The sequence below is a fragment of the uncultured Parvibaculum sp. genome (genome assembly GCF_963975745.1).
Lineage (GTDB): Bacteria > Pseudomonadota > Alphaproteobacteria > Parvibaculales > Parvibaculaceae > Parvibaculum.
Genome location: NZ_CAXBIB010000026.1, coordinates 22843 through 38498, shown reverse-complemented (window position 1 = coordinate 38498; position 15656 = coordinate 22843). Strand labels below are relative to the sequence as shown.

Below are 15656 nucleotides of genomic sequence, written 5' to 3'. Positions count from 1 at the left end.
CGATCCGCCCCCCCTCTGACGACCAAAGCACACTGTGTTTTGCAGAGGAATCCCTGAGGGAGGGTCGAAAAATTCGAACGTAGTGAGGATTTTTCGGGGAGGGGCAAGCGTGGAACTGCGGCGCATAATCGGGAACGCGCAATATGCCGTGAACGGAGCACCCCTCCCCAAACGGGCTGCGCCCGTTTGACCCTCCCTCAGGGGGAGGGTGGGAGACTCATTCGCGCCGTGCTCCACGCCCTACCCCCTCACCCCCGCGATCCTGGCCGCTTCGGCAAAGCCGATGCGTGGGGACGAGAGCAGCGGGACCGGCAACGCGCCGCAGAGATCGGCGGCGGGCGCCATCGAGGCCTGCGCCAGCACCAGCACATCGACCTCGCGCGCCGCATCGGCCAGCCGCGCGGCGATGCCGCCGTAATAATCGTCGAGACGGCCCGCGCGGAACGCCGCCCAGACATCGTCGAACAGGAATTCACGGATCTCGACATCGCGCCCTGCCCGCGCCGCCGAATTTTCGATCAGCGCACGGGTGGGCTGAAGCGTCGGCGCCAGCGCCGCGCAGACGCCGATGACGCGGCCGGCGTGCACCGCCGCGTCGGCCATCGGCCGATCAATGCGCATGACCGGGATTTCGGCCTCATGCGCCGCCTCCTCGGCTGCGGGCCCGAGCGTCGAGCAGGTGCAGACGACGACGCGGGCGCCGCCTTCGGCCAGCGCCAGCAGCGCCTCCTGCGTGCGCAAGGAAACGACCGCCGTCAGGCCGCCGGCCTTTTCGGTCGCGCAGAGCAGGTCCTCGCGCACCGCATGGGTGAGCGCGAGGCCCGGCGCAAGTTCATCGCGCAATGCATCGAAAGTGTCGATATGGACGGCAGCCGTGTGCAGAAAGGCGATGGCGGCGCCGTGATGTCGGTGCGATGGAGGCATGATTCAATCTCCCAACAACCAATCGTCATGACCCGCTTTATGCGGGTCATCCACGTCTTCCTTGCTGAGCGAGTCAAAAAGGAAAGACGTGGATGGCCCGGACAAGCCGGGCCATGACGTTTTGATATTTGTGCCGTTCATCTATCCAGTCCTGCATTCATCCCGCACCCCGGCAAAGAAAAAGGCCCTCCGCGATCTTCGCGGAGGGCCCATGTCGTTCGGGCTGATGCGAGATCGCGTCAGTTCTTGTCCTTGTCTACGAGTTTGTTGGCCGAAATCCACGGCATCATCTCGCGCAGACGGGCGCCCACTTCCTCGATCGGATGCGCGGCGGCATGCGCGCGCGTCGCCTTGAAGCTGGTCTGGTTGACCTTGTTCTCGAGCATCCAGTCGCGCGTGAACTTGCCCGACTGAATGTCGTTCAACACGCGCTTCATTTCGGCCTTGGTCTCGGCCGTGATGATGCGCGGACCGGTGACATATTCGCCGTATTCGGCCGTGTTGGAGATCGAGTAGTTCATGTTGGCGATGCCGCCTTCATAGATCAGGTCGACGATCAGCTTCACTTCATGCAGGCATTCGAAATAGGCCATTTCCGGCGCATAGCCGGCTTCGGTCAGGGTTTCGAAACCGGCGCGGATGAGCTCCACCAGACCGCCGCAGAGCACGACCTGCTCGCCGAAAAGATCGGTCTCGCATTCCTCGCGGAACGTCGTCTCGATGATGCCGGCGCGGCCGCCGCCATTGGCCGACGCATAGGAAAGGCCGACGTCGTGGGCGTTGCCGGTCGCGTCCTGGTGGACGGCAATGAGGGACGGCACGCCGCCGCCGCGCTTGTATTCCGAACGCACCGTGTGGCCCGGGCCCTTCGGCGCGACCATCAGCACGTCGATGTCCTTGCGCGGCTCGATCAGGTTGAAATGGATGTTGAGGCCATGCGCGAAGAGAAGCGCCGAACCCGGCTTCATGTTCTCGTGCAGGTCCGCATAATAGATGTCGGCCTGCAACTCGTCCGGCGTCAGCATCATCAGCACGTCGGCCCATTTGGCGGCGTCGGCAACCGTCACCACCTTCAGGCCCTCGCCTTCGGCCTTTTTCGCGGTGGCCGAGCCGGCGCGCAGCGCGACGGCGACTTCCTTGACGCCGCTATCGCGCAGGTTCAGCGCATGGGCATGGCCCTGGCTGCCATAGCCGATGATGGCGACTTTCTTGCCCTTGATCAGATTGACGTCCGCGTCGCGGTCGTAATAAACGCGCATGACTCTCGTCCTTCCTTTAGCTGCCAAATCCATTCCATGCGATAGCAGCGCCGATGGTCCCAATCAGTATATGTAGTCCTGACCACAGCCAATTCGCTCGGACTCGCGTCAGTAACATCTTCGAATGTTCTTTGTGCGCCAAACGCCGCGCTTCCTCGGCGTTCTGCAGTTCGTTTGAAATCATCTCCGAAACCACAGCTCGGTATCGTGAGGCAACATCAACGTGCAAACGACTCCGCTCATAGTGCTTCAAACTCATCAACCAACCGTAGAGGTTGACAATTACGATGAACAAACCAACCGCAAACGAGGCTGACGACGGCAGGTTGGATTTTTCAAAGTCTGAAGCAACGAATGCGAGCATCGCCGCCGAAATCACGACGACAACATTCGTCGCCTGCGATCTCATATTCTCGTGATGACGGGCGTGCTCTATCTGCCCCTCATAAAGCCTTAGCCAACCTTCCAATCTCTCCGCCGACGAGGGCGTTTCCATTCTCTAATCCCCTGAGGGGTGTTGTCACATCGCTTCGGGGCCGCGGGCGATCGCCACCACGCCGGTCCGCGACACATCCACAAGGCCCAAGGGCCTCATCAATCCGATAAAGGCGTCGATCTTCGACGGCGCGCCCGTCACCTCGAAGATGAAAGAGGTGTGGGTGGTGTCGATGACGCGGGCGCGGAAGGCATCGGCCAGCCGCAGCGCCTCGACGCGGCGCTCGCCGGTGCCGGCGACCTTGACCAGCGCCATTTCGCGCTCGACCGAATTGGCCTCGACGGTGAGGTCCATCACGCGGTGAACCGGCACCAGCCGGTCGAGCTGCGCCTTGATCTGTTCGATGACCATCGGCGTGCCGGCCGTGACGATGGTGATGCGCGAGGTGTGCTCGGCCTGGTCGACCTCAGCCACCGTCAGGCTTTCGATATTGTAGCCCCGGCCCGAAAACAGCCCGATGACGCGCGCCAGCACCCCCGCCTCGTTGTCCACGAGGACGGCGATGGTGTGCCGTTCGATGGTCTCGTCCTTCTTCATGCGCGTCTCTGTATTGTGTATGGCCCCGTTGGGGAAGCTTATTCTGGCCGGAATCCCCGTCAGACCAGCATTTTTCCCTCTTCCGAGACGCTGGCGGCCTCCGGATCGTCGCCCAGGATCATCTCGTTATGGGCCGCGCCCGAGGGGATCATCGGGTAGCAGTTCTCGAACTTGTCGACCATGCAGTCGAAAACGACCGGGCCCGGCACGTCGATCATCCGCTTGATGGCGTCGTCGAGCTCGGCCGGTTTCGAGGCCCGGATGCCGGTCGCGCCATAGGCCTCGGCCAGCTTGACGAAATCGGGCAGCGAGTCCGAATAGGAATGCGAATAGCGGCCCTCATGCAGCAGCTCCTGCCACTGCCGGACCATGCCCATGTACTCGTTGTTCAGGATGAAGATCTTGACCGGCAACATGAACTGCACCGCCGTCGAGAGTTCCTGGATGCACATCTGGATCGAGGCCTCGCCGGCAATGTCGATGACCAGCGCATCCGGGTGTGCGATCTGGACGCCGATGGCAGCCGGAAAACCATAGCCCATCGTGCCGAGGCCGCCCGACGTCATCCAGCGATTGGGCTGCTCGAAGGGGAAGTGCTGTGCCGCCCACATCTGGTGCTGGCCGACTTCGGTCGTGATGTAGGTTTCGCGATGCTTTGTCAGCTCGTAGAGGCGCTGGATCGCCTGTTGCGGCTTGATGATCTCGTCATTGGTCTTGAAGCTGAGCGACTTGCGCGCGCGCCATTCCTCGATCTGCTGCCACCACTGGCCGAGCGCCTCCTTGTCGGGCCGGCGCGCCTTCGACTTCCAGATGCGCAGCATGTCTTCGAGCACATGGGCGCAATCGCCGATGATGCCGATATCGACACGGACATTCTTGTTGATCGACGAGGCGTCGATATCGACATGGATCTTCTTCGAGTTGGGCGCAAAGGCATCGAGACGTCCGGTGACGCGGTCGTCGAAGCGCGCGCCGATATTGATCAGCACGTCGCAGTCATGCATCGCATTGTTGGCCTCGAAGGTGCCGTGCATGCCGAGCATGCCGAGCCACTGCTTGTCGGAGGCCGGATAGGCGCCGAGCCCCATCAGCGTCGAGGTGATCGGATAGCCGGTCAGGCGCACGAATTCGCGCAGCAGCTGGCTGGCGACCGTGCCCGAATTGATGACACCGCCGCCGGTATAGAAGACGGGCTTCTTCGCATTGGCGATCAGGTCGACCGCCTGCTTGATCTTCTCGATATCGCCCTTGACCTTCGGACGATAGGTGCGGTGAACGACATTCTGCGGACCGGCATATTCGGCCTTCTGAAACTGGACGTCCTTCGGGATGTCGATGACGACCGGGCCCGGACGGCCATGCGTGGCGACATAGAAGGCCTCGTGCATGACGCGCGTCAGCTCCTGCGGCGACTTCACCAGCCAGTTGTGCTTGGTGCAGTGGCGCGTGATGCCGACCGTGTCGCATTCCTGGAAGGCGTCGGAGCCGATCAGATGCGTCGCGACCTGACCTGTCAGGCAGACCAGCGGGATCGAATCCATCAAGGCATCCGTCAGCCCGGTGACGGCATTGGTGGCGCCGGGACCGGAGGTGACGAGGACGACGCCGGGCTTGCCGGTCGAGCGCGCATAGCCTTCGGCGGCATGAACCGCGCCCTGCTCGTGGCGGACCAGGATGTGGCGGATCTTGTTCTGCTGGAACAGCGCGTCGTAGATCGGCAGCACGGCACCGCCGGGATAGCCGAAAATCGTGTCCACGCCCTGATCGACCAGCGCCTTGATGACGATTTCCGCGCCTGTCAGTTCCTGAGCCGCCATGACCCGTCTCTCCGTTCTCTGAAACGTCATGGCCCGCTTTATGCGGGCCATCCACGTCTTCCCTTCCTTGCCGCCAAGACGTGGATGGCCCGGACGAGCCGGGCCATGACGGACGGAAGGGGTCTAAAAGCGCGGGCAACCTAACCGCGCCTCAGGACCGGGTCAACCCCAAATCGTCAATAAATGAAAAGATTTTTGCTTTAACGCTTTCCGAATCTTGCGTGAAAAATGACTTCCACGCAATCATCTGAGTGCGCATCCAGGTTTCCTGCCGCTTGGCATAGGCCCGGGTTTCGGCCTGTCCGGCCGCAACGGCCGCCTCAAGCGTCGTCTCGCCCGCAAGGTGCCGGATCAACGGCCGGAGCCCCAGCACCTTCATGGCCGGCAGCGCCGGATCGAGATCGCGCGCGGCCATGGCGGCGGCCTCCGCAAGTGCGCCCTCTTCCACCATGCGCGCGAAGCGCGCGTCGCAGCGCGCCCGGAGCCAGTCGCGATCGGGCATCAGCACGATTTTGGCGAAGCGCCCGGCGATCAGCGGCACCGGCGGCACCTGCTGCCATTCGCTCAAGCGACGGCCGGTGGCGCGCGCGACCTCGATGCCCCGGGCGATGCGCTGACGGTCGGCGGGACGGATCATCGCGGCCAGCGCCGGATCGGCTTCGGCGAGCAGTGCATGCGCCCCCTCGCCCGCCGCCGCGACCTCATCCCGCACCGCCTGGCGAAGTTCGGGCGGGATCGCCGGGATCGGCGCCAGCCCCTCGACCAGCGCCCGGAAATAGAGCCCCGTGCCGCCGACAACGATCGGCACGCGGCCGCGGCCGGCGATCGCGGCCATGATTTCGGCCGCGCGGACCGCCCAGCGTCCGGCCGAGAGCGGTTCGTCGGCGCCCTGAACGCCATAAAGATGGTGGGAGAAAAGCGCCTCCTCGGCGGCGGAGGGCCGCGCCGTCAGCACCCGCATTTCGCGGTAGAGCTGCATCGAATCGGCATTGACGATCTCGGCCCCCAGCCTCTCGGCCAGCCGCAGCGCCAGCGCGGACTTGCCGCTGGCGGTCGGCCCTGCAATAAGGACGGCGCGATCGACTTCGAGACTCAAGAGACGGGTTCCTTTCCGGTTTTTGCGATGAAATACGTCCTGACCCTGATAGGCAACAAGGAGACGCCGCTGGCAAGCGCCCATCTGGAGGCCGCGCTCGGCCTGCTGCCCGCGCCGGCCGCGCCGGACTGGCTGGCCGACGGCGTTGCCTGCGACATCGCCTTCGAAACGCCGAACGTCCATGCCGCCGAGGTGGCGCTGCGCAACCGGCTTGCCGGCGCCAGGATCGATCTTTCGGTGCAGGCCGCCGAAGGCCGGCGCAAGAAGCTGCTGGTCGCCGACATGGATTCAACCATCATCCAGCAGGAATGCATCGACGAGCTGGCCGCCGAACTCGGGATCAAGCCGCAGATCGCCGCCATCACCGAACGCGCCATGAAGGGCGAGATCGAATTCGAGCCGGCGCTGCGGGAGCGCGTGGCCCTGCTGAAGGGGCTCGAGATCGCGGCGCTCGAAAAGGTCTATCGCACCCGCATCGCCGAAACGCCGGGCGGGCGGATTCTGACCGCCACCATGCGCGCCCATGGCGCGACCTGCGCACTTGTGTCGGGCGGCTTCAGCTTTTTCACCGCGCGCGTGGCCGATGCCGTCGGCTTCGACGTCAACCAGGCCAATGAACTGCTGTTCGAGAACGGCCGGCTGACCGGCGCGGTGCAGGAACCGATCCTCGGCCGTCAGGCCAAGATCGAGGCGCTGGTGCGCCTGCGCGGCGAAATGAACCTCGCAAACCACGAAACCATGGCGGTCGGCGACGGTGCCAACGATCTCGGCATGATCGGCGAGGCCGGGCTCGGCGTCGCCTTTCACGCCAAGCCGGTGGTGGCCGACGCAGCCGATGCGCGCATCGATCATGGCGACCTGACGGCGCTGCTCTATCTGCAGGGCTACCGCCAGACCGAGATCCGGCAGGGCTGAGACCGGCCTAGAGCCCGCCGAGCCGCAGCGCGACGAAGCGCAGATCGCCGCCGCTCGACAGGCGCAGCAGCACCGTGTTGCGCCCGGCCTTTTCCTCCGCCGCGACGATCCGCTCGACATCGGCCGGCGTTGCCACATCGCGCTGTGCGATCTGCACGATGACGTCGCCGGGGCGGACGCCCTTTTCGGCCGCACCGCTCAGCGGATCGACATCGGTGACCAGCACGCCCCGGGTCTCGGGATCGATATCGAAGCCCTCGCGCGTGGTGGCGGTGAGTTCGGCCAGGCTGAGGCCGAGCACCACCATGCGGGCAGGCGCCGGCGCGGTATCGGCCGGCGGCGCGGCCGCTGCGGCCTCGCTCTCGTCGAGCCGCGCCACCGTGACCTTGACGCCGATGGTGCGGCCGCCGCGATAGATTTCGACATCGACCGTCCGGCCGATTCCGGTTTCGGCGACGATGCGCGGCAGGTCGCGCATGGCCGCAATGTTGCGCCCGTCGAAGCTGAGCACGATATCGCCGGGCTCGATGCCGGCCGCCGCCGCGGGGCCGTCATCGCTGAGGCCGGCGATCAGGGCGCCGCGCGCCGGCGCAAGACCCAGACTGTCGGCGATTTCGGGCGTCACGGTCTGGATGCGCACGCCGATCCAGCCGCGCCGCGTCTCGCCATGTTCGAGAATCTGTTCGACGATCGGCCGCACCGTCGAGGTCGGCACCGCAAAGCCGATGCCGACGGAAGCGCCCGAGGGCGAAATGATCGCCGAATTGACGCCGACGACGCGGCCCTGCATGTCGAACAGCGGACCGCCGGAATTGCCGCGGTTGATCGAGGCGTCGGTCTGGATGAAATCGTCGTAATTGCCGGCGTGAATGTCGCGGTTGAGCGCCGAGATGATGCCGGCCGTCACCGTGCCGCCGAGGCCGAAGGGATTGCCGATCGCGATCACCCAGTCGCCGACCCGCGCCCTGGAGCTGTCGCCGAGTTCGACATGCGGCAGCGGCGTCTGGCTCTCGACCTTCAGCACCGCGATGTCGGTCTTCGGGTCGCGGCCGGTCAGCGTCGCCGGCAGCGTGGTCCCGTCCATGAAGACGACCTCGATCCGGTCAGCGCCGTCGATGACGTGATTGTTGGTGATGATGACGCCGGCGGGATCGATCACGAAACCCGAGCCCAGCGACTGCACGCGCTGCGGGCGCTGGCCCTGCTGCTCCATGAAATCCTTGAAGAAGTCGTTGAGCGGCGAATCCTCCGGTACGCCCGGAATGGCCTGTCTTTCGCTGCCCAGCACCTGCGAGGTCGAGATGTTGACGACGGCCGGCGACAGGCGCTCGGCCAGGTCGGCGAAACTGTCGGGTGCGCCTTGCGCCTGCGCCGTGGCCGCGAAGACGGTCAGAAACGCCGCGGCGAGGCTGATAACGACGCCGCGCCGCGCCTGCCCGATCCTGCCTGTCCTCATCGAAACGCCACTCCCTCGGCCGGTTGGCCGCATTCGCACGAAGCGGCACCGGCCTTATTGTGCGGCGGATTATGGACGAATTGAGGCGCCCTCAGCCGCGCACCAGCCAGACGATGAAGACCCCGATGGCCAGCGCGAGCAACCCGGCCATCCGCAGCGCCTGTTCGGGCTGCACGGAAAGCGCCGCCAGCGCCCGGCGCATCGGCCCCGGAAAGGCCGCATAGGCAAGCCCCTCCAGCGCGATCGCGAGCCCCAGCGCCGTGACGAGATCGGTCCAGACCACGGCTCAGCGCCGGACCCGACCGGCCTCCGCACCGAAATAGCGGAAGAACTCGCCCTCCGGCGTCACGATCATCGTCGTGTTCTCGCCCTTGAGGCCTTCGCGATAGGCCTGCATTGAACGGTAGAAGGCGAAGAACTCGGCATCGCGCGAATAGGCCTCGGCATAGATGTTGTTGCGCGTCGCATCGCCCTCGCCGCGGGCGAGCTGGCCGTCGCGCTCGGCCTCGGCGATGATGACGGTCGCCTCGCGATCGGCGCGGGCCCGGATGCGCTGGGCCTCTTCATTGCCCTGGGCGCGGATTTCGGCCGCTTCACGCTCGCGTTCGGTCTGCATGCGCTGATAGATCGCCATGCTGTTCTGTTCCGGCAGGTCGGCGCGGCGGATGCGGACATCGACCACCTCGATGCCGAATTGCTGCGTGGCGCTGTTGAAGGCATTCTGGATGTTGCGCATCAGGCCGGCACGGTTGTCGCGCACCAGCTCTTCCAGCGTGTGATCGCCGAGCACGTTGCGGAGCGACGAGATGAAGTTCGGCTGCAGTCGCTGCGTCACGTTGCGCGGATCGCCGACCGACTGGTAGAAACGCAGCGAATCGACGATGCGGTAGCGCGCAAAGGCATCGACCACCAGACGCTTGCGGTCCTTGGCGATGATTTCCTCGGCCGGCGAGTCGAGATTGAGAATGCGCTTGTCGATATAGACGACATTCTGGATGACCGGCAGCTTCCAGTGCAGGCCGGGTTCGGTGATCACCTGACGCGGATCGCCGAACTGCAGCACGATCGCCTGCTGGGTCATGCTGACCGTGAAGGCGGAGAGATAGAGCACGACCGCGATGACAAGCGCGGTGATGCCCGCCCCGATGGCGATGGACCGGTTCATCGGTTGCCTCCCGTCGTCGTACCCGAGGCCGCGGCGGGTGCCGCCGGCTTCAGCTCATTGAGCGGCAGATAGGGCAGCACGCTTTGCGCGCCCTGCGCCCCGTCCATCAACACCTTGTTCATGCCACCGAGCACTTCCTGCATGGTTTCGATATAGATGCGGCGGCGCGTGACATCCGTCGCCTTGCGGTATTCCTCGTAGATCGAGACGAAACGGCCGGCCTCACCCTGCGCTTCGGCAACGATCTGCTCGCGATAGGCTTCGGCCGCCTGCGTGATCTGCGCCGCGTCGCCGCGGGCGCGCGGGATGACCGTGTTGGCATAGGTCTCGGCCTGGTTGCGCAACCGCTCCTGGTCGGCGCGGGCGGCCTGCACATCGCGGAACGCGTCCAGCACCTGGGCCGGCGGATCGACTTTCTGCAGCCGGACTTCGGTGATCTCGATGCCGGCGCCATAGCTGTCGAGCGTCGTCTGGAGACCGGCGCGCACCTGGTCCTGCACCTCGCGGCGCCCGGTCGTCTGCAGCACTTCGATCTTCGACTGGCCCACGGCCTCGCGCATCATGCTCTCGGCAACTGCCTTTACCGCCCGGTCGGGATCCTCGACGTTGAAGAGGAAGGAATGCGCGCTGTTGATTCGCCACTGCACCGAAAAGCCGATATCGACGATGTTCTCGTCGCCCGTCAGCATCAGGCTCTCTTCAGGCACGGCAATGGCCGAACTGCCGGCGGTGCGGATGCCGATATCGACGGTGGTGATGTTGGTGACCGCCGGCGTGTAGACCGTTTCGATCGGGAACGGGAATTTCATGTGCAGGCCGGGCTCGACCGTTCGCGCCAGCTTGCCGAAACGCAGCACAATGCCCTGTTCGTTGACATTGACGCGAAAGAACGAGCTATAGGCGATCAGGCCGAGAATGATCAGGCCGATCAGGAAGAACGGCCCGGAACCACCGCCCGTTCTGACGCCCGTGCCGCCGCTGCCGCCACCGCCGCCCGGGAATATCTGCCGGATCTTCTCCTGCGCGCGGCGGATCAACTCATCGAGATCGGGCGGCTGATTGCCACCGCCGGAAGGCCCCTGCCCCCACGGACCGCGATTGTTGCCGCCGCCACCGCCGCCGCCCTGCCAGCCGCCGCCGCCGTTCTGATTGCTCCAGGGCATCGATAATCCTTCGATTGCGTCGTGAGAGACGGTTGGAAACGTTCGTACCGGGGTTTATATGACAGTCACCATGCACACGCAACGCGAACCGGACGCGATGCAGCCGGAAACCGTCGGTTCTCGCCCATTCACCGCCACGCAGTTCGATATCCGTCAGATACAGGCCATTCAGACATGAGCAGCGTTACCCGAGACGACGTCACCGCCGCATTGTCAGCCGTCATGGACGACGAGACGGGCAAGGATGTCGTCACCGCCGGTATCCTGCAGGGCCTGGTGGTCCGCGAGGGCCATGTCGGCTTCTCGCTCGAAGTCGATCCGGCCAAGGGCGCGGCCAAGGAACCGCTGCGCAAGGCCTGCGAAGCGGCCGTCAGGCAAGTGCCGGGCGTCTTGAGTGTGACAGCGGTGCTGACGGCGCATCGCGGCGATGCGGGTGCGCCGCGTCCGGCACATGGCCATGCGCATGACGACCGCAAGCAACAGCCGCGCACGGCGCAGCAGGGTCCGCTGCGTATCCCGGGTGTCAGGGCGATCGTCGCGGTAGCCAGCGGCAAGGGCGGCGTCGGCAAGTCGACGGTCGCGATCAATCTCGCCTTGGCGTTGTCGAAACTCGGCCGCCGCGTCGGCCTGCTCGACGCTGATATCTACGGCCCTTCGATCCCCCGCATGATGGGCATCAGCGGCAAGCCCGACACGCGCGATGGCAAGAAGCTGCTGCCGATGGAGAAATTCGGCCTGAAAACCATGTCGATCGGCTATCTCGTCGCCGAGGACACGCCGATGATCTGGCGCGGCCCGATGGTGCAATCGGCACTGACTCAGATGATGATGGATGTCGAATGGGGCGAACTCGACGTGCTGATCGTCGACATGCCGCCCGGCACCGGAGACGCCCAGCTGACCATGGCGCAGCGTGTGCCGCTGACCGGCGCCGTTGTCGTTTCGACGCCGCAGGAGATCGCCCTGATCGACGCGCGCAAGGGCTATGCGATGTTCGAGAAGACGCATGTGCCGGTCTTCGGCATCGTCGAGAACATGGCCTATTTCATCAGCCCGGGATCGGGCGAGAAATCCTACATCTTCGGTGAAGGCGGCGCCCGGCGCATGGCCGAGAAACTCGGCTGCGACTTTCTCGGCGAGGTGCCGCTTCACATGACGATCCGCGAAACATCCGACAGGGGCGAGCCTGTGGTCGCCACCGCACCCGACAGCGCAGAAGCGAAGCCCTTCATCGATATCGCCGCCCGCGTCGCGGCCCATATCGATCGCGCACTTGCCGATACGGCCCGGAAAGCACCGGTGATTTCGGTCGAGGACTGAAACGAAAATGGCCGGCCCCTTGCGGCGCCGGCCATTCCGTTGGATCGCTTGTCGGCCTAGCGGCCCGCGACCAGCGTCGCGGTTTCGGTCGTGCCGTCGGGCGCCGTCAGTTCCCAAGTCTCGCCGATATCGCGCGACTGTGCGGCCACGCAATAGGGCTCGTCACCACCGAGGAAACAGGCCGTGTCGCCGTCGATCTCGTAGGTGCCTTCCGCCGTGCTGCCGTCCGGCAGTTTCTGCGAATAGGCACCGCCCGCATCGATGAAGACCGAGCGCTCGCCGGCCGCGCCGACGACCTTGACGGTATTGCCGTAGAAATTGGCAAACGGATCGGCTAGCGCCGCTCCGCTGAACGCAAACAACGCAACGAGTACACTTACAAATAGGCGCATCTTGTCCTCCCTGAATTCAGATCGCCGTGTACCCCAAAGGCGGCGCATGTTTGCACGGCCCTTGGCATGCGGAAAGACATGTTCCGGAACCGGAACATGTCTTTCCGTCATTCCATATCTACTTGTTGAGAAAGTTGAGCGGCAGACCGGCCACGGGCCAGTCCATCGACACGAGCCTTCCACTCGACGACAGCGTGATATAGGCCGTCTTCAGATCCTTGCCCCCGAAACAGATATTGGTGGTGATGAAGTCGTCGGTCGGCGTATGCGTGACCTTCGATCCGTCGGGTGAAATGGTGGTTATGCCCGCATTGAAAATCGTCGCCACACAGATATTGCCTTCTGCATCGACCGCCAGACTGTCGAAGAAGCAGAGTTGCGGCCCCGAGGCCACGAACCGGCCCGGCAGCGGCCCCGGCTGCGGCACAACCTCGCCCGGCGCCTTGATATCGAACGCCCAGAGCCGGCCGGGAATCGTGTCCGCGACATAGACCGTCTTCTCGTCGGGCGACAGGCCGACACCGTTCGGCGAGGTGATCGGGAAAACGACTTCCTTGATCATCGATCCGTCGATCTTCGCATAATAGAGTCCACCGCGATCCTGCGTGCGGCCGCGACCCTTGCCGAGATCGGTGAACCAGAAGCCGCCTTCGCGGTCGAAAACGATGTCGTTGGGGCCGTTAAGCGGGATGCCGTTGCATTCCTTGTAGAGAACCTTGAATGCACCGGTCTTCATATCGACGCGCTCGATGCGTCCGCCGGAATAGTCCGCAGGCGCATCGCCCGGCACCAGCCGGCCGTCGACCTCGTGAAACTCGAAACCGCCATCGTTGCAGACGTAGCAGGCGCCGTCGGGTCCGATCGCCGCACCGTTCGGCCCGCCGCCAAGCTCGGCAATGACCTCGACCTTGCCGGCGGCCGTAACCCGCGTCAGCGTGCCGCGCGCGATCTCGACCAGCACAATGCTGCCATCCGGCATGGCAATCGGGCCTTCCGGAAATCGCAATCCCTCGGCGATGAGTTTCATCGCGGTCATGAATATCCTCCCTGATGTTCCGTCTGATGCGGATTTCTTGTGGACGGCATTCTGGCAACGCAATGCGTGTTCCGCAATGGCAGGAAGCAGAAAAGCCCTGAATTCAGTCAAGCCTCTCGCGCTGAAACGCCAGATGGTCGCCAATGAACGTCTGGATGAAATAGTAGGAATGATCATGGTCGGGCTGACGCCGCAGCGTCAGCTTCTGATTTGCGGTAGCGCATGCCGCTTCGAACAGTTCCGGCTTCAGTTCCTTCTCGAGAAAATCGTCGGCGAGGCCCTGATCGATCAGGATATCGTCATAGCGCCCCAGCCCCGCCCCGCTTTCCATCAGCAGCGACGCATCATGCGCGGCCCATTGCGCGCGATCCGGGCCGAGATAGGCGCTGAACGCCTTCTCGCCCCAGGGACAACGCGTCGGCGACACGATCGGCGCGAAGGCCGAGATCGAGCGAAAGATATCCGGATGCTTCAACGCAAGCGTCAGGGCTCCGTGTCCGCCCATCGAATGACCGCAAATCCCCTGCCGCGCCGGATCGATCAGGAAGTTTTCGCACAGCACGGTTTGCAGATCGCGGACGATGTAGCTCTCCATGCTGAAATGCGGCGCCCAGGGCGCTTCCGTCGCGTCGATATAGAAGCCGGCGCCCTGGCCGAGATCGTAAGCCGCATCGTCGGCGACGCCAGCGCCCCGCGGGCTGGTGTCGGGCGCGGCGACCGCCAGTCCGAGCTTCGAAGCATGCGCATAGGCGCCGGCCTTCACGGTGAAGTTCTCTTCTGTGCAGGTGAGGCCCGCAAGAAAGATCACCGCCGGAAAGGGCCCCTTCCCGTCCGGCACATAGACCGAAAAGCGCATCGGCGTGCCCGTCGCCGCCGAGACATGACGATAGATGCCGAGCGTGCCGGCAAAACAGCGATGCGTTTCGAGCGTCTCGAGGGCCATCAATAAACCACGACGGAGCGGATCGACTTGCCTTCATGCATCAGGTCGAAGCCCTTGTTGATGTCTTCGAGCGGCATCGTGTGGGTGACGAGATTGTCGATATCGATCTTGCCGTCCATGTACCAGTCGACGATGCGCGGCACATCGGTGCGCCCGCGCGCGCCGCCAAATGCCGTGCCCTTCCAGACGCGGCCCGTGACGAGCTGGAACGGCCGTGTCGAGATTTCCTGTCCGGCGCCGGCAACGCCGATGATGATGCTCTCGCCCCAGCCGCGATGGCAGCATTCGAGCGCCTGCCGCATCGTGTTGACATTGCCGATGCATTCGAAGCTGTAATCGGCGCCGCCGCCGGTCAGTTCGACGATATGCCCGACAATGTCGCCCTTGATCTCCTTCGGATTGACGAAATGCGTCATGCCGAACTGCCGCGCCAACGCCTCGCGCTCGGGATTGATGTCGACGCCGACGATCATGTTGGCACCCACCATCCGCGCGCCTTGAATGACGTTGAGGCCGATGCCGCCAAGGCCGAACACAACGACATTGGCGCCCGCCTCGACCTTCGCCGTGAAGATCACCGCGCCGATGCCGGTCGTCACGCCGCAGCCGATGTAGCAGATCTTGTCGAAAGGTGCGTCCTTGCGAACCTTGGCGAGCGCGATTTCGGGCAGCACCGTGTAGTTGGCGAAGGTCGAGCAACCCATGTAGTGCAGCACCGGCTTGCCCTTGTACGAAAAACGGCTGGTGCCGTCCGGCATCACGCCCTTGCCCTGCGTCGCGCGGATCGAGGTGCAGAGATTGGTCTTGTGGCTGGTGCAGCTCTTGCACTCGCGGCATTCGGGCGTGTAGAGCGGGATCACATGGTCGCCGACGGCGAGCGACCTGACGCCCGGGCCGACCTCGACGACGACGCCGGCACCCTCATGGCCGAGGATCGCCGGAAAGGCGCCTTCGGGATCTTCGCCCGACAGCGTGAAGGCATCGGTGTGGCAGATGCCTGTGGCCTTCACCTCGACAAGGACCTCGCCCGCCTTCGGCCCGTCAAGCTGCACCATTTCGATTTCGAGAGGGCGTCCCGCCTCGAATGCCACCGCCGCACGCACATCCATCTGTCGTCTCCGTTGGAAAGTCTGCTTG

At 64.4% G+C, this 15656-nt stretch carries 16 protein-coding genes; 2 read left to right on the top strand and 14 right to left on the bottom strand.

Annotated features, from left to right (window positions below; translation table 11 throughout):
• Nucleotides 1–240 precede the first annotated feature (240 nt).
• The 6 genes from AAC071_RS15960 to miaA form a co-directional block, all read right to left on the bottom strand.
• A complete protein-coding gene (locus tag AAC071_RS15960) occupies nucleotides 241–924 on the bottom strand; it encodes an aspartate/glutamate racemase family protein (protein WP_339834489.1) in 684 nt (227 codons plus the stop codon).
• Between the two features lie 239 nt (nucleotides 925–1163).
• A complete protein-coding gene (gene ilvC, locus AAC071_RS15955; RefSeq protein ID WP_339834487.1) occupies nucleotides 1164–2183 on the bottom strand; it encodes a ketol-acid reductoisomerase in 1020 nt (339 codons plus the stop codon).
• A 16-nt stretch (nucleotides 2184–2199) separates the two neighbouring features.
• A complete protein-coding gene (locus AAC071_RS15950) occupies nucleotides 2200–2679 on the bottom strand; it encodes a hypothetical protein (RefSeq protein ID WP_339834485.1) in 480 nt (159 codons plus the stop codon).
• Between the two features lie 24 nt (nucleotides 2680–2703).
• Complete coding sequence (gene ilvN / locus AAC071_RS15945) at nucleotides 2704–3216, bottom strand: acetolactate synthase small subunit (protein ID WP_339834483.1); 513 nt, start codon at nucleotides 3214–3216, stop codon at nucleotides 2704–2706.
• 59 nt (nucleotides 3217–3275) lie between these two features.
• A complete protein-coding gene (locus tag AAC071_RS15940; RefSeq protein ID WP_339834480.1) occupies nucleotides 3276–5033 on the bottom strand; it encodes an acetolactate synthase 3 large subunit in 1758 nt (585 codons plus the stop codon).
• A gap of 151 nt (nucleotides 5034–5184) precedes the next feature.
• Nucleotides 5185–6129, bottom strand: a complete 945-nt coding sequence (gene miaA, locus AAC071_RS15935; RefSeq protein ID WP_339834477.1) for a tRNA (adenosine(37)-N6)-dimethylallyltransferase MiaA — start codon at nucleotides 6127–6129, stop codon at nucleotides 5185–5187.
• A gap of 27 nt (nucleotides 6130–6156) precedes the next feature.
• Between miaA and serB the strand changes: the two genes are divergently transcribed.
• Nucleotides 6157–7044, top strand: a complete 888-nt coding sequence (gene serB / locus AAC071_RS15930; RefSeq protein ID WP_339834476.1) for a phosphoserine phosphatase SerB — start codon at nucleotides 6157–6159, stop codon at nucleotides 7042–7044.
• A 7-nt stretch (nucleotides 7045–7051) separates the two neighbouring features.
• Here serB and AAC071_RS15925 read toward each other — a convergent pair whose 3' ends face one another.
• The 4 genes from AAC071_RS15925 to hflK form a co-directional block, all read right to left on the bottom strand.
• A complete protein-coding gene (locus AAC071_RS15925) occupies nucleotides 7052–8500 on the bottom strand; it encodes a DegQ family serine endoprotease (protein ID WP_339834475.1) in 1449 nt (482 codons plus the stop codon).
• A gap of 91 nt (nucleotides 8501–8591) precedes the next feature.
• Entirely contained in the window at nucleotides 8592–8783 is a 192-nt protein-coding gene (locus AAC071_RS15920; RefSeq protein ID WP_339834472.1) for a DUF2065 domain-containing protein, read from the bottom strand.
• Between the two features lie 3 nt (nucleotides 8784–8786).
• The gene (gene hflC / locus AAC071_RS15915) at nucleotides 8787–9665 is read right to left on the bottom strand and encodes a protease modulator HflC (RefSeq protein WP_339834469.1); all 879 of its coding nucleotides are present in this window, start codon (nucleotides 9663–9665) and stop codon (nucleotides 8787–8789) included.
• The gene (gene hflK / locus AAC071_RS15910; protein WP_339834467.1) at nucleotides 9662–10828 is read right to left on the bottom strand and encodes an FtsH protease activity modulator HflK; all 1167 of its coding nucleotides are present in this window, start codon (nucleotides 10826–10828) and stop codon (nucleotides 9662–9664) included. The genes hflC and hflK overlap by 4 nt, the downstream gene beginning before the upstream one ends.
• 174 nt (nucleotides 10829–11002) lie before the next feature.
• Between hflK and apbC the strand changes: the two genes are divergently transcribed.
• A complete protein-coding gene (gene apbC / locus AAC071_RS15905) occupies nucleotides 11003–12148 on the top strand; it encodes an iron-sulfur cluster carrier protein ApbC (RefSeq protein ID WP_339834464.1) in 1146 nt (381 codons plus the stop codon).
• Nucleotides 12149–12204: 56 nt separating this feature from the next.
• Here apbC and AAC071_RS15900 read toward each other — a convergent pair whose 3' ends face one another.
• From AAC071_RS15900 to AAC071_RS15885, 4 genes are all read right to left on the bottom strand, one after another.
• Entirely contained in the window at nucleotides 12205–12540 is a 336-nt protein-coding gene (locus tag AAC071_RS15900; RefSeq protein ID WP_339834461.1) for a hypothetical protein, read from the bottom strand.
• A gap of 118 nt (nucleotides 12541–12658) precedes the next feature.
• Entirely contained in the window at nucleotides 12659–13576 is a 918-nt protein-coding gene (locus AAC071_RS15895) for an SMP-30/gluconolactonase/LRE family protein (protein WP_339834459.1), read from the bottom strand.
• A gap of 103 nt (nucleotides 13577–13679) precedes the next feature.
• Complete coding sequence (gene fghA, locus AAC071_RS15890; RefSeq protein ID WP_339834457.1) at nucleotides 13680–14519, bottom strand: S-formylglutathione hydrolase; 840 nt, start codon at nucleotides 14517–14519, stop codon at nucleotides 13680–13682.
• The gene (locus AAC071_RS15885) at nucleotides 14519–15628 is read right to left on the bottom strand and encodes an S-(hydroxymethyl)glutathione dehydrogenase/class III alcohol dehydrogenase (RefSeq protein WP_339834455.1); all 1110 of its coding nucleotides are present in this window, start codon (nucleotides 15626–15628) and stop codon (nucleotides 14519–14521) included. The genes fghA and AAC071_RS15885 overlap by 1 nt, the downstream gene beginning before the upstream one ends.
• Between the last annotated feature and the right edge of the window lie 28 nt (nucleotides 15629–15656).

Bases quoted from the DNA above. Each gene is read 5' to 3' on its own strand.
- AAC071_RS15885 (WP_339834455.1), bottom strand. From the start codon at position 15,628: ATGGATGTGCGTGCGGCGGTGGCATTCGAGGCGGGACGCCCTCTCGAA.
- apbC (WP_339834464.1), top strand. From the start codon at position 11,003: ATGAGCAGCGTTACCCGAGACGACGTCACCGCCGCATTGTCAGCCGTC.
- hflC (WP_339834469.1), bottom strand. From the start codon at position 9,665: ATGAACCGGTCCATCGCCATCGGGGCGGGCATCACCGCGCTTGTCATC.
- ilvN (WP_339834483.1), bottom strand. From the start codon at position 3,216: ATGAAGAAGGACGAGACCATCGAACGGCACACCATCGCCGTCCTCGTG.
- ilvC (WP_339834487.1), bottom strand. From the start codon at position 2,183: ATGCGCGTTTATTACGACCGCGACGCGGACGTCAATCTGATCAAGGGC.
- fghA (WP_339834457.1), bottom strand. From the start codon at position 14,519: ATGGCCCTCGAGACGCTCGAAACGCATCGCTGTTTTGCCGGCACGCTC.
- AAC071_RS15940 (WP_339834480.1), bottom strand. From the start codon at position 5,033: ATGGCGGCTCAGGAACTGACAGGCGCGGAAATCGTCATCAAGGCGCTG.
- hflK (WP_339834467.1), bottom strand. From the start codon at position 10,828: ATGCCCTGGAGCAATCAGAACGGCGGCGGCGGCTGGCAGGGCGGCGGC.
- serB (WP_339834476.1), top strand. From the start codon at position 6,157: ATGAAATACGTCCTGACCCTGATAGGCAACAAGGAGACGCCGCTGGCA.
- AAC071_RS15895 (WP_339834459.1), bottom strand. From the start codon at position 13,576: ATGACCGCGATGAAACTCATCGCCGAGGGATTGCGATTTCCGGAAGGC.
- AAC071_RS15900 (WP_339834461.1), bottom strand. From the start codon at position 12,540: ATGCGCCTATTTGTAAGTGTACTCGTTGCGTTGTTTGCGTTCAGCGGA.
- AAC071_RS15925 (WP_339834475.1), bottom strand. From the start codon at position 8,500: ATGAGGACAGGCAGGATCGGGCAGGCGCGGCGCGGCGTCGTTATCAGC.
- AAC071_RS15950 (WP_339834485.1), bottom strand. From the start codon at position 2,679: ATGGAAACGCCCTCGTCGGCGGAGAGATTGGAAGGTTGGCTAAGGCTT.
- AAC071_RS15960 (WP_339834489.1), bottom strand. From the start codon at position 924: ATGCCTCCATCGCACCGACATCACGGCGCCGCCATCGCCTTTCTGCAC.